Below are 22,004 nucleotides of genomic sequence, written 5' to 3' on the forward strand. Positions count from 1 at the left end.
GATGTGACATCCTTTCCTATCGTTTTGAGTATTCATGTATAAAGGCAGTTAATTTCTTCAATCTTTCAGGACTGATTTCAGGCGTAACTCCGTGTCCCAGGTTAAAAATGTGACTCGGATGTGCTTTCCCCTCATCAATAATTTGTTTTGTTTTCTCCTCAACAACTTCCCAATCTGACATAAGGAAGGCCGGATCAAGGTTCCCTTGCAATGCTTTTGTCACGTCCAATTGACGAGCTTCTGCAATTGACATGCGCCAATCTAGTCCGATTACATCTACTGGTAAGTCGTTCCACTCGTTTATTAAGTGACTGGCACCAACACCAAAAATAATTAGTGGCACGTTGTAATCACGTAAGGCAGAAAAAATACGGTTCATCACTGGTTTTATAAAGGTGCGATAATCTGCTACGTTCAAAGCACCCACCCATGAATCAAAAATCTGAATGGCCTGAGCACCAGCTTTCACTTGTGCTTCCACGTAGGTAATTGTCATATCCGCTAACTTATCCATTAACGTAAACCATGCTTTGTGATCACTGTACATTAATGCTTTCGTTTTATGATAATTTTTACTAGGTCCACCTTCGATCATATAACTGGCTAGTGTAAAAGGAGCACCGCTAAAACCGATCAACGGCACATTCAATTGCTCTTGCGTTAATAACCGAATCGTATCGAGTACGTATGGCACATCACTTTCGGGATCAATCGAACCGAGCTTTTCAACATCCCGCAAGGACGTGATCGGTTTGTCAATGACCGGTCCAACACCAGATTTGATCTCGACATCGACCCCAATCGCCGGTAATGGTGACATAATGTCTTTATATAGTACCGCTGCATCGACATCATACATCTCCACAGGTAAACGGGTCACATAAGCACAAAGCTCTGGCTGATGTGTTATTTCAAACAACGAATATTTCTCTTTTAGTTCTCGATATTCTTTTTGTGAGCGGCCAGCCTGACGCATATACCAAACAGGCGTATAGTCCGTCTCTTCCCCTCGGAAAGCTTTTAATATTGTGTCATTAAATTTTGTCATCTATTTCACCCTTTTTTCCCATTCCATTTTACTATAGAAAATTTCCTACTTCATGTATAGTACTTTTACAAAACGTTCACTAAATTGTAATTATTATAACTAAAAAATAATTGTAAATAGTTACTCCTTAAAAGTCAAATTTTAAGGTTGCGAGATTCGATGCTTCTCCTGCTTGTTCTGTCAAAGGATTATACGGAACGACATAATATGTTCCCGTTTTAAATACATTCATCGGGCTAATCGTGTACGAACCTTTACCTTCTACCTCTCCAATCATATGCGCTCCATCTTCAGCTTGCTCATATATTCGGTAAATAATCCGGCTGTCTTCAGCAGCTGACCATGTTAATTCCCCTTGAAGGATAGATAATCCACCTAGTTTCATGGATGCATCTAAATCAATAAGACTCGGTAACACGATCGGCTCCGGCAGCTCTTCGACATCATCTGACCGTTGAAAAGCGTCTTCCATTGGAGTGCGTTTATCGATTTCTGTCAGGATCGATTTTGTTAATGCTGTCGCCTGAGATGAGCCTTCTGTTAAGTAATTATCTTCTGTTGCTTCATCATATCCGATCCAAGTTGTCGCTACATAAGACGGTGTGATTCCAGCGAACCAGGCGTCTTTCACCGCACCATCCACAACAGGGTGCTGTGTCGTCCCAGTCTTCCCTGCCAGTGCTTTACTAAACGATCCGCTTGAGCCAGTTCCTTCTTCTACCACTGCTTCTAACATCCGTAGCATATTCCAGGCTGTTTGCGGGTTAAACACATTGACTGTTTTCTGCTCTGTTGGTTGAACAGGCTCTTGTTCTTTATCATAAACAGTCTCTATACTGCTCGCACGCGTCCACTCCCCATGATGAATAAAGGTTCGAAAGCCTTCTGTCACCTGAATTGGTGTGATCCCGTTTTCTAATCCACCTAAAGCAATCGCTAAGCCTTGATCCTTTAACTGAATGTTCATCTTTTCCAAAATCGATTTACTGTAACTGATACCGATCTGATCAAGTAACCACACGGCTGGCGCATTCTTTGATTCTTTCACCGCATCATACATCGTCACTTCCCCGGCATAATTGCCGTCCGCATTGGTGACATGGTATCCGTCGTAATCAATGTTCTTGTCTGGCAGCATATCATATGGCTGATAATCCCCGAGCTGCATCGCTGGTCCATAAACAGCTAATGGCTTCATTACCGAACCAGGTTGTTTATTGGTAAGCAAATGATTCGTTTTATTTAGTTGAAAATCTCTGCCAGCAATCAATGCTTTTAGTTTACCTGTTTGCTGATCCATTAAAACAAAGCTTGCCTCTACCTGATCATTGGATCCATGAAAATGGTCATTGTTCAGGATATGATCATAGGCGATTTTTTGTATCGATGGATCCATCGCCACTTCCACAGTGTAACCGCCACGTTTTAATGCTTCTCTGCTTAAGTCGTAATCACTCTCTAGTTCTTCTAATACATAGGCAAAATAATCATCAAGCCATGGATCTCTTTCCTTATCTTGTTCTGCTGTTTTAATCGTAACTGCCTGATACGTCAGTAATTGTTCAGTCGAAATATCGCCAGTACTTTCCATTTGTGATAATACGAGATTTCGGCGCTCTTTTGCTTTTTCGATATCATTAAATGGTGAATAACTATTTGGAGCTTTCACCATAGCAGCAAGCAGTGCCCCTTCAGCAACCGAAAGTTCCTGAATCGGTTTGCCAAAGTAATATGTAGCAGCTGTACCAATACCATGTATGCCGTGTGCAAGGTAGATTTCGTTTAAGTATAATTCTAAAATCTGAGACTTCGAATAATTTTGCTCCAAATAAATAGAGGCCATAACTTCCTTCGTTTTACGCATCCATGTTTTATCATTAACTAAAAATAAATTTTTAGCCAATTGTTGGGTAATCGTGCTGCCGCCCTCGACTTTACTCATCGCTAACACATCACGGTAAACTGCTCGTGCAACAGCAGGAAAGGAAACACCAGCATGTTCATAAAATCGTTGGTCTTCCACTGCTAAGAATGCCGCTTCAACATGGTCCGGGATTTGATCCAATGTCACATAGTCACGATTTTCTGTATAAAGCTTGCCAAGAACTGTACCGTCTTCCGCTACCACCTTGGAAGCAGTTGGCAATATAACGGCGCGTTCATCAAAGACAAACCGCCCTCCAAAAATTAAAAATAAATACGCACATATCGATAAGCCGATCATCGTAGATATTATAATGGAGAGCCATTTATAGCGCTTCATCGCAGACCAGACCATTTGGAGGAATTCTTTCAGCTTTGCTTTATCCAAACTGTTACACCACCTTCCTCTTAAATTTCGACAATGGTTCCATTTTATCATAGAAAAGTTGACAGCGACGAATGTTATTATTAGAATAAAACGAATTTCCAATATATTCTTCACAAAATTTTCAACAAATCATTTATATTTTACAATTCGCATCAGGAGAATCGGTTTAGTAAAAACTACGACGGGAAACGATATATAGAAGGAGTGGTAATAATGAATGGATATATGACAAATGGAACATACGAATTTCTCGAGAAAATAAAGGAGAGTCATTCCATTTCTCCCTTTATTCTAATGCATAACCAAGTCAAATCAGTAGCGTATTATGAAGACACTGCGTCCTCGATTTTTGAAACGAGCAGAAATTATCAGGTAATTACACAAATCGGTCAATTAACCGAGACGGGATATATCAGTATGACCCATGTTCCTGTAACCGAAGAGGGGCGCCCAATATTTGAGATGGAATATAATCAAATCGTTCAAGATCTCGAAGGTATCATTGCAGCACGAGTGTTGCGTTCTTTTCATGGTAATCAGTATATTCTCTTAATCGAATGGAAAGACCCTCAGGATTTCGAAAAATGGAAGGATCAACAACCATTACCTTCCAAGAAAAAGAATTCCTACGTTACAGGCTCTGTTTATTCTGAAAGCTTTAGAGTGGGAACCGAGGATTGAAGGTTCTTTGAGATGAGCGAGTGGTTTTGGGTTGGCGCATGTATGGGATGGGGATGCTTGCGTTAGTGTGATTCGTAGTGCAGTGTATAATTAGGTCCATTAAAGTGTTATTCGATGCATCTTCAGGCGCTTGGAATTGATTGGGAGCTTCTTTCGCTTGAACTTGCTCCATCTTTAGGCGTTCGAGCTCGTTTGTGACCTCCTTCCGCTTGAACTTGCTCCATCTTCAGGCGTTCGAGCTCGTTTGTGACCTCCTTCCGCTTGAACTTGCTCCATCTTCAGGCGTTCGAGCTCGTTTGTGACCTCCTTTCGCTTGAACTTGCTCCATCTTCAGGCGTTCGAACTCGTTTGTGACCTCCTTCCGCTTGAACTTGTTCCATCTTCAGGCGTTCGAACTCGTTTGTGACCTCCTTCCGCTTGAACTTGTTCCATCTTCAGGCGTTCGAGCTCGTTTGTGACCTCCTTCCGCTTGAACTTGCTCCATCTTCAGGCGTTCGAGCTCGTTTGTGACCTCCTTCCGCTTGAACTTGTTCCATCTTCAGGCGTTCTAGCTTATTCAAGATCCTCTTTCACTCTAACTATTCGAATCCAAAAAAAAAGCTGATCAGTATATACGTGATCAGCTTTTTTATTACTTATTCTTCATGTAGTACTTCTTGTTCAAAGAAATTCTCAAAGGCAGCTTGCTCGTTTTCTCCTACAATTCTTGCTGTTTCTTCACCGCCTTCATATCGGACAATTGTTGGCGTTGCTTCTATGCTGTATTCGTTCCATGCTGCTTCGAATTCAAGCAAATTCAATTTTACTAAGTCCACTCCATATTCTTCAGCCATCGGCACGACAACAGGAGTAGTACGTTGACAATGAATACATGTCGGACTGTAGAAGTACACTGTAATGTCTTCACCATTATCCAACTTTTCCTGTAATTCATCAGGTAATATCTGATTCTGGTATATTGGATCTTCTAGTTGATCAATAGTTGCTTGATCTAAATCTGACTTATTATAGGGATTGTCCACCCCATCTAATTTTTGAGAGTTTTGATATTGCACAACGAATATTAATGCTCCAAATATAACAACGAGCAATAATACAAAAATGATCATTTTCTTCATAATATTAGGCTCTCCTTTTTTGTACGATTAAATATAAGTGTATACTAAAGATGACAAGAAAAGCTATAAAAGCTAGGAAAGGGATGGAAATAAATCCTAAATAATTTACATAGATCGTGTTACACGGGATCACACCACACGCTTCACCTGTTGAATGTAAACTTGGTACACGCTGTATCAAGTAATGATACGCGGAGACGAGCAGACCGATGCCGCTCATAATCATTCCAGGGAAGGCATATCGGATATCTTTTTTATAGACGGCGTACCCATAAATAATTACAAGCGGGTACATGAGAATTCGCTGAAACCAGCATAATTCACAAGGTATGTATTTCATGATTTCTGAGTAAAACAAACTTCCCATTGTCGCAATGAGAGTCTGCGCCCAAATAATAAATAGTAACGTTTCTTTTTTCTTGTCCATGTCATTACATTCTCCTTTCACATTAATTATACATACTGATACAGGAAAAACAAATGAATGTTTCTTGACATTTAAAATCCACTCTTCAAAACATGAAAATTGGACTAAATCCGTTTGGTTTTAATTACATTATGTATAGATAGCTGTCTTGTGTTATATCGTCTGCTAGGATTCCGTTTCGGTCAAACATTTCCTGCGGGGCACCACTTAGTCCGTGCCTGTGTCTTCGTATTGCTTCGAAGCGAGCTTCCCCGGCGAAAGCAACTCATCCTTATTTATAACAAAAAGCAACATGAGCACTTGTCTCATGTTGCTTGACATCAACCAATATATCGAAAGTAGAGTTTCTTGGCCTCCTGGATATCTTTTGTTCCATGAATGAACGTGCGGCCGTCTTGAAAAAGAACGATTCTCCATGACTGCACCTTGAATGACAATAAATATGGGTTTGCTTCAGGTTCTAGTGCTTCGTTCATTTCAAGATTACGTTTGATTTGTGCTAAATTAAATTGTTTACCTGCGGCAGGTCTGATTTGCACCGTATTTCTGCCACAAAGAACTGCAGGCTTTAATTGAGCATCATAAGATAAATAGGGGTATTGCTGATTCCCGCATGAAGGACAATCTTCTTTTTTCAGGTTCTCTACATTTATCTCAGAGCGCTGGTTACTCCACATATCAAACGCGACTAATTTCTTCGATAGTACTTTCAGATTGCCTGTTAATAGTTTTAATACTTCCGCTACTTGATGTGCTACTACCATGTGGACAGCAGGACTGATTATACCGACCGTGTCACAGGTGGCACCATCTGCCGGGATATGTTCCATTAAACAATGTAAGCATGGCGAAGTCTCTGGCATCACGGTGAATGTTAAGCCGTAACTCCCGACACAGCCACCATAGATCCAAGGCTTTTGATATTTTTGACAGCAATCATTAATGATAAACCTTGTTTCAAAATTATCGGTTGCATCAATAACGACATCGAAATCGGATATTAGCTTTTCCAATTCTTCGGCACCTAGATCTTCTACAAGAGCATGCACCTTCGTCTCGCTATTAATGTGTTTTAGCTTCTCTTTTGCCGCGATTGCTTTTGGAATTCGATTTTCTGCATCTTGTTCGGTAAAAAGGTGCTGCCGTTGCAAATTGCTCAGCTCTACATAATCACGGTCGATTAATGTAATTGTACCTACTCCCGCCCTGGATAACATCTCTGCATTACTCGAGCCTAATGCACCAGCTCCTACAATCCCGACATGACTGGCTGCTAATTGTTCTTGCCCCGATTCTCCTATTGGCTCAAACAGCATCTGACGATGGTAGCGGTTATCCACGTTCGCTTACCCCTTCTAGTGGACTGCTTGCAACTGCATATTCTTTCTTGTCAATCCGTCCGGCCTGATAACCTAACCTTCCAGCCTTGATGGCTAATTTCATCGCTTCTGCCATTTTAACCGGGTCACGCGCACCTGCAACGGCCGTATTCAACAGCACACCATCCGCACCAAGCTCCATCGCAAAGGCAGCATCCTTCGGCGATCCTATTCCCGCATCAACGATAACTGGAACTTTTGCCTGTTCGATAATAAATTGTAAATGTAATGGATTAATAATTCCTTGACCTGAACCAATCGGAGATGCTCCCGGCATAATCGCATGTGCTCCCAGTTCCTCCAATTTGCGTGCGAGCACCACATCATCTGACGTATATGGCAGGACGGTAAACCCCTCCTCCAGCAGTATTTCTGTTGCCTTCAATGTTTCTACAGGATCAGGTAATAATGTTTTGTCACAGCCGATTACTTCTACCTTCACCATATCACACAATCCAGAAGCATCTGCTAGCTTTGCAATACGGACTGCTTCTTCTGCATTTTTTGCGCCTGCTGTATTCGGCAAAAAGCGATAGCGTTGCAAATCAAGTTCCTCCAAAAAATTGGGCTGTTCCGCATCAAAAATATTCATTCGTCTAACTGAAAATGTCAGTACCTCTGTTTCTGACTGATCCACTGCCTGCTTTTGTATCGTATAGTTTGGATATTTTCCTGTTCCTAGAAATAAGCGTGATGAAAACTGGTAGTTACCGATTGTTAACATGAATTAGCCTCCTCCTACAAAATGAACAATTTCTAAACGATCTCCTTCTGAGACCAGTGTATTTGCGTGATGTTCTTTCTTCAAAATAGCTTGGTTATGTTCAACTATTAGTGACTTCTTTTCTAACTGCAACGATCGTATTAATTGTTCTACGGTTGTCACCTTATCATTGACCTGCATCGCTTCCCCATTAATGACAAGTTTCAAACTCTCACACCCTTCACTCTATTTTGCTTAAAGGTATCCCGGTAGCTTCTGCTGGCCACCTTATTTTCCAGTACATCTGCCATATACGTTGCCGTTCGAGGTGCTAACAATATGCCATTCCGATAGTGACCTGCAGCGATGTAAAGATGAGGTACTTCTGGCACTTCACCTAGGTATGGATAACCGTCTCTCGTTAAAGGACGAACTCCTGACCAGACGTTCTCCAAGGATGCTCGATTAATTTCCGGTACGATCCTTGCAGCCTTTGTTAGCAATCCCAACACGCTGGCCGCTTCAACCTCACTGCTCGTTTCATTCGGTTTAGTCGTTGCACCAATTATTACTCGGTTACCTTGTTTCGGCACAAGGTAACATCCCTCTGTAAATAAGGTTGTTTGAAAAAGGGCTTCATCTGTTTTTACAGAAAGGCATTCTCCTTTGACTGGTGTCAATCTCGGCAGATTCGGAATCAAATCTGCCGTTTGAAAACCGCTCGTTACCAAAACATTCTTCGCATAGAAACGTTCTCCTCGTTTCGTTACAACACCAACAGCCTTTCCGTTTTCCTTTAAAACATCGATAACAGGGGTATGTTCAATGATGTCTACACCAGATCGTTCTGCTGCCTTTGCAAAGGCCTTCGTTACATGAGGTGCAGATACTTGCCCCTCATCCGGACAATACAAGGCCGCCGCAAAATCCTTTGCCACATGTTTTTCCAAGAATTGATCAGGTCTACGTACTTCTGCTCGCATTCCTTGCTCTTCTTGAAACACAGCACATTTCTGTAATTCTCCGACTTGTTCTTCCTGTTCGATCAGTTTCATTGCTCCTTGTTTCAGATACTGTACATTTATGCCGGTTAGCTCGTACAGCTCCTCTGCCAGACTCGGATAAAGTGCACAACTCTCCTTCGCAAATGAAAAAAGGGGAGAAGACTGTTGCCATTCCATTTGTACACCCAACATTCCAGCAGCTGCACTGGATGCTCCTGACCCAATCGAACTCGCTTCAAGCAATAATACGCTATGTCCCCTCTTTTTCAATTCATAAGCAATCGAAGCACCAATAACGCCGCCACCTACGACAATTTCATCCACTATTCTATTCAACATGTTCCTCCTTCCAGTTATCAAGCACTGTTCGCAATTGTTGTGAGACTTGAACTGGTTCTGCAGCGTCCCAAATTGTGGACATAACTGCGATCCCCTTTGCTCCTGCAGCAAGAACTGCTTTTAGATTGGTTACATCTATTCCACCGATGGCAATAACCGGCACCGAGACATCGCATACGATCGTTTCTAATGTCGATAAACCTTTGGGAGCTAATCCTGGTTTTGACTGTGTTTGATAGACGTGACCAAACAAGATAAAATCAGCCCCGTCTCGCTTAGCTTCGACAGCTTCCGGTAAGGAATGAACAGATTTACCAACCTGCAAATCCGGAAAAGCTTGCACCACTTCCCGGACAGGAGCGCTGTGATAGGCTAGTTGCACTCCTTTGCAATGATAGATATTGGCAAGGTCTGCTCGATCATTAATAATAATTTTTTTAGCTGGTAAGCCTGCTGCGATTATTTTCTCAATCAGCACACAAAGATCTTTTGCCTGTAATTGTTTCTCTCGCACATGTAAAAAATCGATATTCTCAGCAATTCTGCCAATCTTGGTTAATTCTTTTTCTGCTATTTTTCCATTTGTGACTAAATGAAGCGTTGTCATGTAATCTGCTCCTTAATAAGTTTTCATTTAAAAGGAAGGCCTGAAGCTTTTCATGTGTTGACGATCTCATATACAGTCTTTCGCCTAAAGTTCACTCATCTTCATGCGTTGGACAGTCTCATACACCACCTTTCGCTTGAAGTTCACTCATCTTCATGCGTTGGACAATCTCATGCATCTCCTTTCGCTTGAAGTTCACTCATCTTCATGCGTTGGACGATCTCATGCATCTCCTTTCGCTTGAAGTTCACTCATCTTCATGCGTTGGACAATCTCATACACCACCTTTCGCTTGAAGTTCACTCATCTTCATGCGTTGGACGATCTCATGCATCTCCTTTCGCCTGAAGTTCACTCATCTTCATGCGTTGGACAGTCTCATGCATCTCCTTTCGCCTGAAGTTCACTCATCTTCATGCGTTGGACGATCTCATGCATCTCCTTTCGCTTGAAGTTCACTCATCTTCATGCGTTGGACGATCTCATGCATCTCCTTTCGCCTGAAGTTCACTCATCTTCATGCGTTGGACGATCTCATGCATCTCCTTTCGCTTGAAGTTCACTCATCTCAACTATTCCGATATCAAACTTCTATGAAAGCAGATGTATCAGCAACTGCTAATAGCCAATCATCCCAACTGACCTGACATCACACATTAGAAAAACATTCGCTTCGTCTATTTCCTCCGTATAACGCAAAAAACCACTCATCCAGCATGGACGAGTGGTATGTGTACTAAGCATTGATAACAATTAACTGCTTCTCTACCACTTCCCTCCGCTAGTGTTAACCAGATCAGGTTCAAAGGGTCCGAATGATTCGTCTCAGCCAATTGGCTCCCCCAGTGCTCTTCGATATGAGATTAATTTACAGGGTAATAATAACACATCGGTTAAAAATATCCAACCATTTTATTTAATTCGATGTTTAATTATGATTCTCCGAGGGAAGATTTATACTAAGAAGATAATCAGCAGAAAGGATGTTTTAATTAATGGCAAAAATACAAGAAATAAGATCAGAACTAAGATCAAAAGATCAGGATAAGCTAGAAAAGCTAATTGAAGGCTTAAATGTCGACTTAGCGAACGAATATGCAGCTACGATCATGTATACGTATCACGCATCTGTCGTATCCGGTTTATATCGTTCACTGCTTAAACCATTCTTTGAAGATGAAATAAATGATGAAATGGGACATGCTTTATATTTATCAAACAAAATTAAAACTCTAGGTGGTACTCCGACTACTACTCCTGCTAAAGTAGAACAGCATACGAAAGTAGAAGACATGCTGGAAGCTACCTTTAAGGCAGAGAAAGAAACGATCGAACGTTATGAAACAAGAAAACAACAAGCAGAAGAGCTTGGCTTAACGGAGCTCTCTATCCAATTGGACGATATGATTGCCGATGAGACAAAACATAAAGAAGAAACACAACGACTTTTGGCAGATACTAGCTTTTTTAAATAACCCCCCCTATTTTATATAGATAAACAGCTTTCCATCGTGGAAGCTGTTTTTTATTTTATTAGCCATGAAAGAAAAAGTACAGTCACAGAATTAATCATATTAAACATCAAGTTGAGTTCCTATAAAAAATTTAAATAGGACCGGGCGGATTTTGCCCGCTTTTTCTTATGACACGAAACGGCTTATCAGTCAAGTCTAGCTATCTATGATATAATGAAAAGAAATGTAATGCGGGGTGAACGTAATGAGGGATATTTTATTTGCTGAAGTGGATCAATTATATGACGAGATGATCGAAATGAGAAGATACTTGCACCAATATCCTGAACTTTCATTTCAAGAAGAGAAAACAGCGGCCTTTATCCAGGAACAATACAACATACTCGATATACCTTTTCAAAAAAATGTTGGAGGAAATGGTATTGTTGCCACGTTACAAGGTGCAGAGGCTGGCTTGACGGTCGCATTGCGTGCAGATTTCGATGCGCTCCCAATCCAAGATGAAAAAGAAACCAGTTATAAATCAAAAACAGACGGTGTCATGCATGCCTGTGGTCATGACGGGCATACCGCGACATTATTGGCAGTGGCTAAAATATTAAAGAAATACCAGCATCGGCTCAAAGGCAAGGTCGTCTTTATTCATCAGCATGCTGAAGAACTTGCTCCAGGCGGTGCAAAACCGATGATTGATGCCGGGGCTTTGGATGATGTAGATGTAATTTACGGAACCCACCTTTGGACGAGTACACCATACGGCATTGTCCAAACTTCACCCGATAACTTTATGGCAGCAGCCGACCGGTTTAAAGTAGAAATTCAAGGTGTTGGAGGCCACGGCGCCATTCCCCACCAGACAAAAGACCCGATTGTTGTCGGCTCTCAGCTCGTTACGAACCTGCAACAAATTCTATCAAGACGAATCGACCCTCTTGAAACAGCTGTGCTATCGATCGGTTCGTTTCATGCAGGTAATGCATATAATGTCATTCCCTCCACCGCAACGATTGAAGGAACGGTTCGTACATTTAAGCCTGACGTACAGCAATATATCGTTGAAGAAATGGAAAAGATCATCAAAGGTACCTGTTTTGGTTATGATGTCGATTATCACTTCGACTACGCTTATGGCTACCCGCCTGTTGTCAATCATCCAGAGCACGCCGAAATGATTATTGCGCTTGCTAAAGACATACCAGATGTTACAACAGCGGAAATGATTCAGCCAAGTATGACAGGGGAAGATTTCGCCTATTACTTAGAAAATAAACCCGGTGCGTTCTTTTTCACCGGTGCACAGATCGAAAACGGCTTTGTCCCACACCACCACCCCTTATTTGATTTCGACGAACGGGCAATGAAAATCGCCGCGAAGACGCTAATTTCAGCTGTTTTGCATAGTAATAAATCGCAATAGAATGAACATCAAAACCGAACAGAATGTAATTGTATATTCTGTTCGGTTTTGTTTGCATAAACCACTAGTATTCGTTCCATATATAAAAATCACTTAATTGTTTTTGTCATTATCAAGTCCGTTTGCTTTTCGTCACCCATATAAAATGCGTGCTCACTGGTATGAATAAAGCCCATTCTCTTATAAAAAGAGATAGCATTTTCATTTTTTTCCCATACACCTAGCCATACGAAAGATTTATTACGTTCTTTGGCAATAGTTACTGCTTTATTTAACAGCGATCTGCCCACTCCATGTTTTTGAAAAGGATCTTGAATATAAATTCTTTCTATTTCAAGTGAATCTTTCCCCATTTTTTCTGACTGTGCTTCATCAGTGTTTATTTTCAAATATCCAGCGACTTCCTGGTTAATATAAACAAAAAAGAATGCTGTAGAAGCATTAGCCAATTCTGTTTCCAATTGATTAGAATCAAATGCGCTTTCGATATAAGCTTTCATATTTTCTGGTGAATTCTGATCTTTAAATGTTTGTTGGAAAGTTTCAATACTTATTTCTTGAAGTAACGGTAAATCCTTTTGGGTACACTTTGTTATTTTTACATTCATTTCAATATGAAGCTCCTTTACATGAATCAATAGTCTCTCTTGTTTCCCTTTTTCACCAATTCCCAATCTTTCTCAATATTCTGTCTTACTCTTTGAAGAAGCTTAAAAACAGTTTCTTCTTCACTTTGAGAAAAACCTTCTAATGCAACGGAATTGGAGTAATCATTTTCTCTCTTAATAAAAGGATAAACAGCTTCGCCCTTCTCTGTTGGTATCAGTTTCTTTATTTTTTTGTTATGTTTATCCTCTTGCTTAACGATAAAGCCATTGCTTTCCAACTTTTTTATAGCACGAGCTGCTGTTGTACGGTCTACCTTTATCATTTCAGCTAGTTTTTCCTGGATAATACCTGGATTTTCACAGATTCGCACGATATATAGATACTGTCCTTTAGTAAGATCATGCTCTTTAAATTCTATATTACTTATAGAATCTAAAGCCCTTGCAATCATTCCAATTTCACGTAGAATCTCCTTCATGATAAACTCCTCATCCTATTTTTATTGCAAATACAACAAAACACTCTTTTATCTTACAGCATTTATGTTGCATTTACAACATAGACATACATCCATATGACTAGTATTTACAGGATTAAGACATTATTTGATGACATGTGCTGAGACATCTTGTGGGAGCCTATGTGCCGGCCAGCCTTATGGTAGAGACTATTTAAGGAGACAAAACCAGCCGTGAACACCATCATTTGTCTTCTTTCTTCCTTACCGATACAAATCTCGTTGCACCGCTTTCTACTTTTTTTCTTATCTTGCTAATGAGAGTAATTACTCGCCCCTTCTATTAACGATTGCCGCAGTCTTTCTTATACTGGTACATTTAAACTTTTCACTACATCGTTCTTCTATATCACTACTATTTTTCAACTATATTAACAAAGGCGCAAGCGCCCGTTTAGAGACGTAGCGAGTGGAGCGAATCAACTGAGATAAAGGAATCACGGTGAGCTTTGCGAATCGATGATGACTGAACATCATATAGCCCAAAATTTATACTTTCTTGACTTTTAAGAAAAACGGGCACAAACCATCCGGTCCTAATTGACTTAATCAATAAACAACTTCCTATAATATGGATTATGTAAACTGAAACTTTCTTACATGGAGTTAATTATGATAGTTTTCATCTGCTTAGCAAAGCTCCGGAAATAGGCTCCGCGTCCTGTGGGCAAGGCTTCAGCTAATTTATGAAAGAAAATTCTTTTCTTTCATAAATGGATCTTCAGCTCGCGCTGATTCCACGGGAGTCTCCGCCTATTTCCTACGCTTATGGGAAGTACTACAACGATTGGAACAGCTAGAAGCAGTGGTGCTTAGCAATGCATTTCATCAATTATGGTGTAAATCTTGCAGATAGTGCTTCATATCCTAGCTGTCGCATAAATTGTGGAGCTATACATCAGCGGAGGCCAACCACGGAGACTCCCGCGGGATTGTGCAGGTGCTGGAGATCCACTTTGTGAAGCGTTCTTCTTCACAAAGTTAGCTCCAGCCGTGCCCCGCAGGACGCGGAGTGGTTGGACGGAGCGGTATCATACCACACATAATTTTTCAAAATGACCACTAAGCTGTTAGTTGACATAATCCATATTATAGGAACTCAACTTCAAACTCTATATGATTACTGCTGTGACTGCACTTTTATACTTTCTTGACTGAAAAAAAGGTAAAAACAATCCTTCTAGAATTGTTTTTACCTTTGATTTAACTAATCCATCAATCCATTACTGTGCCATTTTTTTATCCAAATAAGAAGGGATGAACATTTGGACAAACAGCATACTTGCCACTACCATCAAAATTGCCATCAACCAGTTACCGATCAGTAGCAGTAACACGGTAAATATCAAAGCCAGTACCATAATAAGCTGTTGGAGCCATTTTACAAATGACTGTTTTCTGAGCTCTTGGCCAATTGGATAAAGGTCTAACCAGACGATCGTTACATGATGCTTCCACAACGGCAATAACTGCAGGAAAACCATGTAAATGAAGAGAATTGCAAAAATCAGCTTCAACCATTGATTAGGTACGAAATAGATCAGCAGTCCTCCAATGACCAATAAGCGAAGATAGATACCGAAATATTCTCCACTTCGGACTGTTGTCAAACGATATAAGTACGTATATGCCTTTTGTTGCTGAAAAGGAACTGCACTAGTCAGCATTCTTGCCAGCCAATGACGTTTCTTGACCTGCGTTTCCATATGCGGTACATCTGTGAACATGTTAGCTAAACGGTAAAAGGAACGCATTCGCAAATAATCATTTTCTATTAACAAGTCCCAATTTAATGCTTTTTGTTTCTGGGCAAATTGAAAATTGGTTACAAACAAGCCAATTAATAATGCCGTCACAATCGCAAGAAACAGCATTTCCTGCAACAAAAAGAAATAAATTACAGAGACTATTAACGCATATCGGACGATTTTATCCATCCTGCGCGTGCCACCGTCTCTGACCCTGAGCATCCACCAATTGGCTGTCAGACTCCACACTTTTATAATCAAGAGTACAAGCAAGATAAAACCGTATGGTACCCCTCCCGCGAAGGCTGTGCTATACAATGGCGCAAGAGCCGCAGCAGTCAAAATAAGCACATACAGCTGTGTGACAAAGCTGTACACTAATGTCCGCGTGAAATAGCCGGTCAGCACATGTTCAGCGGGAAGCAAAAATACCATATCTGCTTTCTTTAACATCGTCTGAATCGGACTATGAAATGTTGCCAACCCTAACACTAGCGCAATCACCAAACCAGACGGAAACTGATCAGGTATATTTTCTAAAAATTTTTGATAATAAACAGACATGGCAGAAATAATAAACACCATGGCAATTACAATATGACCTGTTAAAATATAGCGTAAATATCGACTTAATTCTTTGATATGGGCAGTGAGTCGGTCAACAAATAATTTCTTTCCGTCAAGCATGCTGATCGGCTTCCTTCGTTAATTGTACATACAAGTCGTCTAATGTGGCTTCAGGCTGTTGAAAAGCTTTCCGTAATTCTGCCAGTGTACCTTTTGCCCGAATCTCACCGTCATGAAGGATAACGAAGCGATCACAATACCTTTCGGCCGTCGCTAAAATATGGGTAGACATTAATACCCCTGCCCCGCTGTCCTTCATTTCGTTCATAAGCTGTAAATAGGATTGGATTCCAAGTGGATCTAAACCTACAAATGGCTCGTCAACAATATATAAATCCGGTTCTACCAGAAAAGCACACATAATCATAACCTTCTGTCGCATCCCTTTTGAGAAGTGGATCGGAAATAATTTTAATTTTTTTTCTAAGCGAAACTCTTTTAACAGTGGCTGAACTCTCGCCTGATAGACATCTTCCGGTAGCTGGTATGCCATAGCTGTCAGTCGAAGATGCTCTTCTAACGTTAATTCATCGTACAGAACAGGCATTTCCGGAATATAGGAAAAGTGCTGACGATATTGTTCAGGTGCTTCCTGAAATGTTTTACCATTGATCGAGACGGTCCCTTTTTTTGCTTGCATTAAACCTATTATGTGTTTAATTGTCGTACTTTTACCAGCTCCGTTAAGACCAATTAGTCCGACGATTTCGTTTGGCTTCACATCAAATGAAATGCCATGAAGGACATTTTTATGCGTATATCCACCTTCTAAATTGTTTATATGTAGTAATGGCTCCATTCACCAACGTCCCTTCTCTTAGTCACTATTACTATTTTACCTCATTATAGTAGATGTTCAAAAAGTCACCAAATGATAAGCAGTGATTCTCTTCTTATGCTTGCAGGTACATAGTAAAAATACTATTTCTACTATCTAGCATATTATTCGAGGGCTGTAATTATGTAATCTATTAAGAAAAAGAGTTTATATCGTAGATTTTCACTGTTACCGTTTTAAAGTAAACTGAAAATAATGTATAATAAAAATAAATACATATAAGGGAGCGATACATGATGCCAACACATGACGATTGTATCTTTTGTAAGATCATCGCTGGCGACATTCCTTCTGCAAAAGTATATGAAGATGAAGATGTCTATGCTTTTCTGGATATTGGTCAAGTAACAAAAGGCCATACGCTTGTGATAGCAAAAGAACATACGAAAAACATTTATGAAACAGATGAAGCAGTCGCTTCTGCATTATTTGCACGTGTACCCAAAATTGCAAATGCCATAAAAGAAACATTTGAACCAGCAGGCATTAATATACTAAATAATAACGGAGAAGCAGCTGGTCAGTCCGTATTTCACCTTCATCTACACCTTATCCCTCGTTATGATGAGACGGATGGTTTCCAGCCAACCTGGAATACCCATGAAGGGCAATATGATTTAGCAGACGTGGCGTCAAAAATCTCCGTTAACGTGCAAAAATAAGGTTTGATAATGAACAAAAAAGAGAATGATATATAATGAAAGGAGTGTTCGGTATGATTAACAGTAAGTCCTTACTTATTGGGATTTTGGCCGGAGGAATCGTAAGTGCGGCTGCTACACTTTTCACGACACCAAAGGCTGGTAGAGAACTGAGAACAGATGTCAAGCTTAAAAGTGACAACGCAGTACGCTATGTAAACCAATTACGAACAGATGGCGTAGATCTAAAAGAACAGATCACCAAAACATCAAAAGAAGGTGCTGCTCTCATAAAAGACCTTTCTGCTGATGTGAAAGAATCCATCGAATCATGGAAAAAAACCGTTGAACCGCACCAAAAAAATATTCAGAAGTACTTAACCCAGATTGAAGAAAGCTTAAAAGAATTAGAAGAAAAAACCAATACACAATCTGAGCAATAAGCCCAAATTGTATAAAAATCCAAACGCACCGCAATGGTTAACAATATGTTACTATTGCAGGTGCTTTTTTTAAGCAATAATTTGCAGTTAAACGGCGCAAATCAGAATAAAAATCGCTTACATGAGGCTACAGAAAATTATTTAAAAAAATTTACAAAAAAACTATTGATTTTTCCTCTAAATCATACTATATTCATGTAGTGTTATTTAACAAATGATTTCGGTATTAAAGGGGTGATCCTCATGAATTGTTGGGATTCAATTAACGTGACAAAGCAACTTGGTTTTTATCGCAGTATTATATTATCCTTTTTATTCGGCTTATTATCTTTTATTTTTCTATATCTACCTTTCAATTTAATTCATAAGGGCGCCGTTGTAGAGGATCACGGAATGATTCCACTTTTGATAGGATTAGCGATATTACCTTTACTGCACAAGATGTTACGTGTTGTACCATTACTATTGATAAACAAACAATTAAAGCTAATTTGGACATTAGAAAAAGGAATATTTCCTAACTTTCGCGTATGCAATAATACGAAAACAAACAAACCAACTTTGTTTGTTGCGCTATTGACACCAACGATTGTCATTACGCTCCCTTGTATTATTTACAGCTATTTCGCACCGTCTCATTACCCTTATTTCCTGTTATTCGGTGCTATTAACTTAAGCTTATCCTATATTGATTTTCTATTTATCCGTCACTTATGGAGAGCTCCAAGAAAATGTGTCATTTCTAATGATGACACAGGCTATGATATACTAATCCAACGATAGACCAGTATAATGCTGGTCTATTTTTTGAGTGAAGAAAAGTAAATACGTACAGTTGTGGAAGTAAAGATCCAGAAAATGAAGATGGGTATGGATTATGTAAACAAAGCTTTACTAGCCAAGCATCCATATTGAGATATCTAATGTGCTAGAATACCTCTCCGTCCAACCACTCCTATTTCCGGAGCTTGCTAAGCAGATAAAATATTTCAAAAAGATCATTCAGCAATACAGCCTTTGTTTACATAATCCATATTATAGTTAGTTGTACATTATATTGTTAGTTAGGAACGGGTGACTTTTCCGTTTTTTGTTATGATGACTGGTACGCTCCGTATTCTTTTTACTAATTTGCGGTTCTTTTTTCAGGTTCATTTAATTATTTAGGCTAATTTATACTTTCGATACAAGGAATCATGTGCAATGACTGTTCAAATCTTCAATTTTTTGTTAAAGTATTTAAAGGGAATGAAGGAGGTCATCGTAATGCTTTACGTTTTTGTTATATTTGCATTTTTTGTGCTGTTTATCTTTAACACACTTACTATGCGTCTTTGTTTACAAACAGAAATGTCACAGGAAAAACAGCCAAATGTTTTCCGTACTATCAATGTTTTAATTACGATTTTACTTATTTCTTCATATGTTGAAGTCATTTATACGTAAAATAAGTAAAATCTATGTAATAAGCATATTTGAGGTTTATTTTAAAAGAAAGTATGTTATATTATTGCAAGGGAAACAAAATAGTAATAGCAAATCAATTAGGAGTGTTTGTCAAATGAAGAAATTATTAATCACAGCAGCATTTGCAACAAGTGTTTTCGCACTTTCCGCTTGCTCTTCCGATTCGGAAACAGTTGTAGAAACAGGATCAGGAAATATCAGCAAAGAAGATTTCTATGAAGAATTAAAAGCTAACAGTGGAGAACAAGTACTTCAACAAATGGTATTAGAAACAATTCTTGAAGATAAGTATGATGTTTCTGATGAAGAAGTCAACAAAGAAATTGAAACATATAAAGAGCAATACGGTGATCAATGGGAAGCTGTATTACAACAAAGCGGTTATGCCGATGAAGATGCGTTCCGTGAAGACTTAAAAGTAAACTTATTACAAGAAAAAGCAGCTACAGAAGACATCGAAGTAACGGATGAAGAAATTCAAACTCGTTATGACAGAATGCAGACTAACCTTGTCGCAAGTCACATTCTTGTTGACGATGAAGCAACAGCTAATGAAGTAAAAGAAAAATTAGATAATGGCGAAGATTTTGCTGCCTTGGCAGAAGAATATTCTACCGATACACAATCTGCTTCTAACGGTGGAGAACTTGGTGAATTTGGTGTAGGTGACATGGTTCCTGCATTTGAAGATGCAGCATATGACATGGAAGTTGGCCAAGTAAGTGATCCGATACAATCTGATTACGGATTCCATATTATTAAATTATCAGACCGTGTAGAAAACGAAGATGTAGAGCCATTAGAAGATGTTCAAGATCAAATTAAACGTGAAATCGCAGCAACTAAAGTAGACCAAGCTGCTGTTCAAGCAAAAATCCAAGAGCTTATGGATAATGCAGAAATCGATGTAAAAATTGATGAATTCAAAGACTTATTCGCAACAGAAGAAGCAACATCTGAAGAAGGAAGCACAACCGATGAATCCTCTTCTGAAGGAGAAGCAACAGAAGAAGACAGCTCTTCTGAAGAAGAATCTACTGAAGATGAAGCATCTCAAGACGACGCTTCTGGCAGCGAGGACAGTTCTTCTGAGCAATCTGAATAATAGATAAAGTGAGACTTCAACCCCTATCTTCTATGGAAGATGGGGGTTTTTATGTTATGCTAAAGATATTCTGAACGAAGATGGGATAGATAATAATGAACTATTTTTATGATATGATCGATATTACATACGAACTGACAGATGAACAAAAGCAAATGATCGCAACCGGATTTCCTGCACCTACATTTCCTGAAGCAATTCAAGGTGTCCAATTGAATCAACTAACAAAAGGGAACTCGGTAAAAGCACGAGTATTATTAAACGAATTTGAAGTAAAAAAAACAAAAACAAATAAATCTTTTTTAAAACTACAATTTAGCGATCAATCAGGCACCATTTCCGCCAAAATGTGGGATAACAATGGTGAAGTAGAGCAGATGTTGCCAATACTGGAACAGGTCGGTGTCTTTGATATCCGAGGACAAGTAGATGAATTCAATGGCTTCAAAAGTGTAACCATATACGAAATGACACCATGTGAGGAAAAGATAGATCCATCCACTCTCCTCGCGTATACGAAACAAGATATCGAGGCATTAACAGAAGAACTTTTTGCCTATCTGTTTGAATTAAATAAACCGTATCAGGATATTGCTATCAAAGCGATGGAGCGCCTCTGGGAAGCTTTTCGTATCAGTCCAGCTGCTAAAGGGTTTCATCATAATTATCTTGGTGGCCTGTTGAAACACACAATCGGTTTAATGCGCTTCTGCCGGTATATCACAGTGCAATCAGATAATCCATTTCGAGCAGTAATGAAGTTAATCCATAAAGTAGAAACTGAATATAAACAAGAAATATGGAATGGCCTGAAAGAGGACAATTCACGTCCTTCTTTCGTTTGGAAAGATACAATAGATCATCTCTATCACATGTTGTTAGGAATGGCTGACTATAAGTATGACGATATTAATTATGGTGCTCTAATGACAAGTATACTGTTTCATGATATTGGAAAACTGGCAGAATATGATTATGCCGGCAAATCCATCGATATTTTCCACTTCCTATTTCCAACTGCTGAATTTGAAAATAGCAACCGGAAACAGGCAGGTATCGCAATGGATCCATTAGGCGTAACCGTAGGCCATATCCCTTACGGCGTACTTGTTTTGTCACAGCTGATTGAAAAAGAGAACATCTCGATTAGTATGGAAGCCATTCACCTGATGAGCCATTGCATTCTGTGCCACCACGGCCTTCCAGAATGGGGCAGCGCCGTCCGCAAACCTGGTAATCTAGAAGGTTACATTATTCATATAGTAGATTATCTCGATAGCCGGTATGAAAATACGGAAGCAGATGAAGAGAAATAATAGGGAGAGATGTGGATTATGTAAACTAGCCATTGCTAGCAGAGCATCCATATTGAGATATTTAATGTGCTGGAATACCGCTCCGTCCAACCACTCCGCGTCCTGCGGGGCACGGCTGAAGCTAACTTTGTGAAGAAAGATCGCTTCACAAAGTGGATCTTCAGCGTCTGCATAATCCCGCGGG

Annotated in this window: 22 protein-coding genes and 1 riboswitch; of the genes, 9 read left to right on the forward strand and 13 right to left on the reverse strand. The window is 39.6% G+C overall.

The genetic code is table 11. The features are described from left to right. Positions 1 to 16 precede the first annotated feature (16 nt). Together hemE and MUN87_RS06855 are read right to left on the reverse strand one after the other, a co-directional pair. Positions 17 to 1,048 (reverse strand): uroporphyrinogen decarboxylase, encoded by a 1,032-nt coding sequence (hemE, locus tag MUN87_RS06850; protein ID WP_244746965.1) that lies wholly within the window; start codon positions 1,046 to 1,048, stop codon positions 17 to 19. A gap of 127 nt (positions 1,049 to 1,175) precedes the next feature. After that, positions 1,176 to 3,359: a transglycosylase domain-containing protein gene (locus MUN87_RS06855; RefSeq protein ID WP_244746966.1), complete on the reverse strand. Its 2,184-nt coding sequence runs from the start codon at positions 3,357 to 3,359 to the stop codon at positions 1,176 to 1,178. Between the two features lie 213 nt (positions 3,360 to 3,572). Between MUN87_RS06855 and MUN87_RS06860 the strand changes: the two genes are divergently transcribed. Next, positions 3,573 to 4,040: an antibiotic biosynthesis monooxygenase family protein gene (locus MUN87_RS06860; protein ID WP_244746967.1), complete on the forward strand. Its 468-nt coding sequence runs from the start codon at positions 3,573 to 3,575 to the stop codon at positions 4,038 to 4,040. 635 nt (positions 4,041 to 4,675) lie between these two features. Here the strand turns inward: MUN87_RS06860 and MUN87_RS06865 are convergent. The 7 genes from MUN87_RS06865 to MUN87_RS06895 form a co-directional block, all read right to left on the reverse strand. Further along, positions 4,676 to 5,158, reverse strand: a complete 483-nt coding sequence (locus MUN87_RS06865) for a thioredoxin family protein (RefSeq protein ID WP_244746968.1) — start codon at positions 5,156 to 5,158, stop codon at positions 4,676 to 4,678. A 4-nt stretch (positions 5,159 to 5,162) separates the two neighbouring features. Beyond that, positions 5,163 to 5,585, reverse strand: coding sequence for a disulfide oxidoreductase (locus MUN87_RS06870; protein WP_244746969.1), 423 nt, complete (start codon positions 5,583 to 5,585; stop codon positions 5,163 to 5,165). Between the two features lie 320 nt (positions 5,586 to 5,905). Further along, on the reverse strand, positions 5,906 to 6,925 hold the full coding sequence (locus MUN87_RS06875) for a MoeB/ThiF family adenylyltransferase (RefSeq protein ID WP_244746970.1): 1,020 nt from the start codon (positions 6,923 to 6,925) through the stop codon (positions 5,906 to 5,908). After that, positions 6,918 to 7,688, reverse strand: coding sequence for a thiazole synthase (locus MUN87_RS06880; RefSeq protein ID WP_244746971.1), 771 nt, complete (start codon positions 7,686 to 7,688; stop codon positions 6,918 to 6,920). The genes MUN87_RS06875 and MUN87_RS06880 overlap by 8 nt, the downstream gene beginning before the upstream one ends. A 3-nt stretch (positions 7,689 to 7,691) precedes the next feature. Next, entirely contained in the window at positions 7,692 to 7,895 is a 204-nt protein-coding gene (gene thiS, locus MUN87_RS06885; RefSeq protein WP_244746972.1) for a sulfur carrier protein ThiS, read from the reverse strand. Next, on the reverse strand, positions 7,892 to 9,010 hold the full coding sequence (gene thiO, locus MUN87_RS06890) for a glycine oxidase ThiO (RefSeq protein WP_244746973.1): 1,119 nt from the start codon (positions 9,008 to 9,010) through the stop codon (positions 7,892 to 7,894). The genes thiS and thiO overlap by 4 nt, the downstream gene beginning before the upstream one ends. Further along, the gene (locus MUN87_RS06895) at positions 9,000 to 9,617 is read right to left on the reverse strand and encodes a thiamine phosphate synthase (RefSeq protein ID WP_244746974.1); all 618 of its coding nucleotides are present in this window, start codon (positions 9,615 to 9,617) and stop codon (positions 9,000 to 9,002) included. Before MUN87_RS06895 ends, thiO begins: the two co-directional genes overlap by 11 nt. 756 nt (positions 9,618 to 10,373) lie before the next feature. Then, positions 10,374 to 10,471: riboswitch (TPP riboswitch) on the reverse strand. A gap of 141 nt (positions 10,472 to 10,612) precedes the next feature. On the opposite strand from MUN87_RS06895, the gene MUN87_RS06900 reads away from it, so the two are divergent. Both MUN87_RS06900 and MUN87_RS06905 read left to right on the forward strand, forming a co-directional pair. After that, a complete protein-coding gene (locus MUN87_RS06900; RefSeq protein ID WP_244746975.1) occupies positions 10,613 to 11,092 on the forward strand; it encodes a ferritin-like domain-containing protein in 480 nt (159 codons plus the stop codon). Positions 11,093 to 11,336: 244 nt separating this feature from the next. Beyond that, positions 11,337 to 12,509, forward strand: coding sequence for an amidohydrolase (locus MUN87_RS06905; protein WP_244746976.1), 1,173 nt, complete (start codon positions 11,337 to 11,339; stop codon positions 12,507 to 12,509). An 89-nt stretch (positions 12,510 to 12,598) separates the two neighbouring features. On the opposite strand, the gene paiA is transcribed toward MUN87_RS06905, so the two are convergent. From paiA to MUN87_RS06925, 4 genes are all read right to left on the reverse strand, one after another. Then, complete coding sequence (paiA, locus tag MUN87_RS06910; RefSeq protein ID WP_244746977.1) at positions 12,599 to 13,117, reverse strand: spermidine/spermine N(1)-acetyltransferase; 519 nt, start codon at positions 13,115 to 13,117, stop codon at positions 12,599 to 12,601. Between the two features lie 26 nt (positions 13,118 to 13,143). Beyond that, complete coding sequence (locus tag MUN87_RS06915; protein ID WP_244746978.1) at positions 13,144 to 13,596, reverse strand: MarR family winged helix-turn-helix transcriptional regulator; 453 nt, start codon at positions 13,594 to 13,596, stop codon at positions 13,144 to 13,146. Positions 13,597 to 14,858: 1,262 nt separating this feature from the next. After that, complete coding sequence (locus MUN87_RS06920; protein ID WP_244746979.1) at positions 14,859 to 16,070, reverse strand: ABC transporter permease; 1,212 nt, start codon at positions 16,068 to 16,070, stop codon at positions 14,859 to 14,861. Further along, a complete protein-coding gene (locus MUN87_RS06925) occupies positions 16,063 to 16,809 on the reverse strand; it encodes an ABC transporter ATP-binding protein (RefSeq protein ID WP_244746980.1) in 747 nt (248 codons plus the stop codon). The genes MUN87_RS06920 and MUN87_RS06925 overlap by 8 nt, the downstream gene beginning before the upstream one ends. Before the next feature lie 275 nt (positions 16,810 to 17,084). Here MUN87_RS06925 and MUN87_RS06930 point away from each other — a divergent pair, with 275 nt between their 5' ends. The 6 genes from MUN87_RS06930 (at position 17,085) to MUN87_RS06955 (ending at position 21,820) form a co-directional block, all read left to right on the forward strand. After that, on the forward strand, positions 17,085 to 17,510 hold the full coding sequence (locus MUN87_RS06930; RefSeq protein WP_244747905.1) for an HIT family protein: 426 nt from the start codon (positions 17,085 to 17,087) through the stop codon (positions 17,508 to 17,510). 53 nt (positions 17,511 to 17,563) lie between these two features. Next, a complete protein-coding gene (locus MUN87_RS06935; RefSeq protein WP_244746981.1) occupies positions 17,564 to 17,932 on the forward strand; it encodes a YtxH domain-containing protein in 369 nt (122 codons plus the stop codon). 243 nt (positions 17,933 to 18,175) lie between these two features. Further along, positions 18,176 to 18,715: a DUF3267 domain-containing protein gene (locus MUN87_RS06940; protein ID WP_244746982.1), complete on the forward strand. Its 540-nt coding sequence runs from the start codon at positions 18,176 to 18,178 to the stop codon at positions 18,713 to 18,715. Between the two features lie 483 nt (positions 18,716 to 19,198). Continuing rightward, positions 19,199 to 19,378 (forward strand): hypothetical protein, encoded by a 180-nt coding sequence (locus tag MUN87_RS06945; protein ID WP_244746983.1) that lies wholly within the window; start codon positions 19,199 to 19,201, stop codon positions 19,376 to 19,378. Between the two features lie 115 nt (positions 19,379 to 19,493). Next, positions 19,494 to 20,504: a peptidylprolyl isomerase gene (locus MUN87_RS06950; protein WP_244746984.1), complete on the forward strand. Its 1,011-nt coding sequence runs from the start codon at positions 19,494 to 19,496 to the stop codon at positions 20,502 to 20,504. Between the two features lie 95 nt (positions 20,505 to 20,599). Next, positions 20,600 to 21,820: a hydrolase gene (locus tag MUN87_RS06955; RefSeq protein ID WP_244746985.1), complete on the forward strand. Its 1,221-nt coding sequence runs from the start codon at positions 20,600 to 20,602 to the stop codon at positions 21,818 to 21,820. Positions 21,821 to 22,004: the final 184 nt, after the last annotated feature.

This window comes from Gracilibacillus salinarum, from assembly GCF_022919575.1.
Classification (GTDB): domain Bacteria; phylum Bacillota; class Bacilli; order Bacillales; family Amphibacillaceae; genus Gracilibacillus; species Gracilibacillus salinarum.

What these genes read in the sequence shown, in the direction of transcription:
- hemE (WP_244746965.1), bottom strand. Translation starts at nt 1,048, where the DNA reads ATGACAAAATTTAATGACACAATATTAAAAGCTTTCCGAGGGGAAGAG.
- MUN87_RS06860 (WP_244746967.1), top strand. Translation starts at nt 3,573, where the DNA reads ATGAATGGATATATGACAAATGGAACATACGAATTTCTCGAGAAAATA.
- MUN87_RS06865 (WP_244746968.1), bottom strand. Translation starts at nt 5,158, where the DNA reads ATGAAGAAAATGATCATTTTTGTATTATTGCTCGTTGTTATATTTGGA.
- MUN87_RS06870 (WP_244746969.1), bottom strand. Translation starts at nt 5,585, where the DNA reads ATGGACAAGAAAAAAGAAACGTTACTATTTATTATTTGGGCGCAGACT.
- MUN87_RS06880 (WP_244746971.1), bottom strand. Translation starts at nt 7,688, where the DNA reads ATGTTAACAATCGGTAACTACCAGTTTTCATCACGCTTATTTCTAGGA.
- thiO (WP_244746973.1), bottom strand. Translation starts at nt 9,010, where the DNA reads ATGTTGAATAGAATAGTGGATGAAATTGTCGTAGGTGGCGGCGTTATT.
- MUN87_RS06895 (WP_244746974.1), bottom strand. Translation starts at nt 9,617, where the DNA reads ATGACAACGCTTCATTTAGTCACAAATGGAAAAATAGCAGAAAAAGAA.
- MUN87_RS06900 (WP_244746975.1), top strand. Translation starts at nt 10,613, where the DNA reads ATGGCAAAAATACAAGAAATAAGATCAGAACTAAGATCAAAAGATCAG.
- MUN87_RS06905 (WP_244746976.1), top strand. Translation starts at nt 11,337, where the DNA reads ATGAGGGATATTTTATTTGCTGAAGTGGATCAATTATATGACGAGATG.
- paiA (WP_244746977.1), bottom strand. Translation starts at nt 13,117, where the DNA reads ATGAATGTAAAAATAACAAAGTGTACCCAAAAGGATTTACCGTTACTT.
- MUN87_RS06915 (WP_244746978.1), bottom strand. Translation starts at nt 13,596, where the DNA reads ATGAAGGAGATTCTACGTGAAATTGGAATGATTGCAAGGGCTTTAGAT.
- MUN87_RS06920 (WP_244746979.1), bottom strand. Translation starts at nt 16,070, where the DNA reads ATGCTTGACGGAAAGAAATTATTTGTTGACCGACTCACTGCCCATATC.
- MUN87_RS06925 (WP_244746980.1), bottom strand. Translation starts at nt 16,809, where the DNA reads ATGGAGCCATTACTACATATAAACAATTTAGAAGGTGGATATACGCAT.
- MUN87_RS06930 (WP_244747905.1), top strand. Translation starts at nt 17,085, where the DNA reads ATGCCAACACATGACGATTGTATCTTTTGTAAGATCATCGCTGGCGAC.
- MUN87_RS06935 (WP_244746981.1), top strand. Translation starts at nt 17,564, where the DNA reads ATGATTAACAGTAAGTCCTTACTTATTGGGATTTTGGCCGGAGGAATC.
- MUN87_RS06940 (WP_244746982.1), top strand. Translation starts at nt 18,176, where the DNA reads ATGAATTGTTGGGATTCAATTAACGTGACAAAGCAACTTGGTTTTTAT.
- MUN87_RS06945 (WP_244746983.1), top strand. Translation starts at nt 19,199, where the DNA reads ATGCTTTACGTTTTTGTTATATTTGCATTTTTTGTGCTGTTTATCTTT.
- MUN87_RS06950 (WP_244746984.1), top strand. Translation starts at nt 19,494, where the DNA reads ATGAAGAAATTATTAATCACAGCAGCATTTGCAACAAGTGTTTTCGCA.
- MUN87_RS06955 (WP_244746985.1), top strand. Translation starts at nt 20,600, where the DNA reads ATGAACTATTTTTATGATATGATCGATATTACATACGAACTGACAGAT.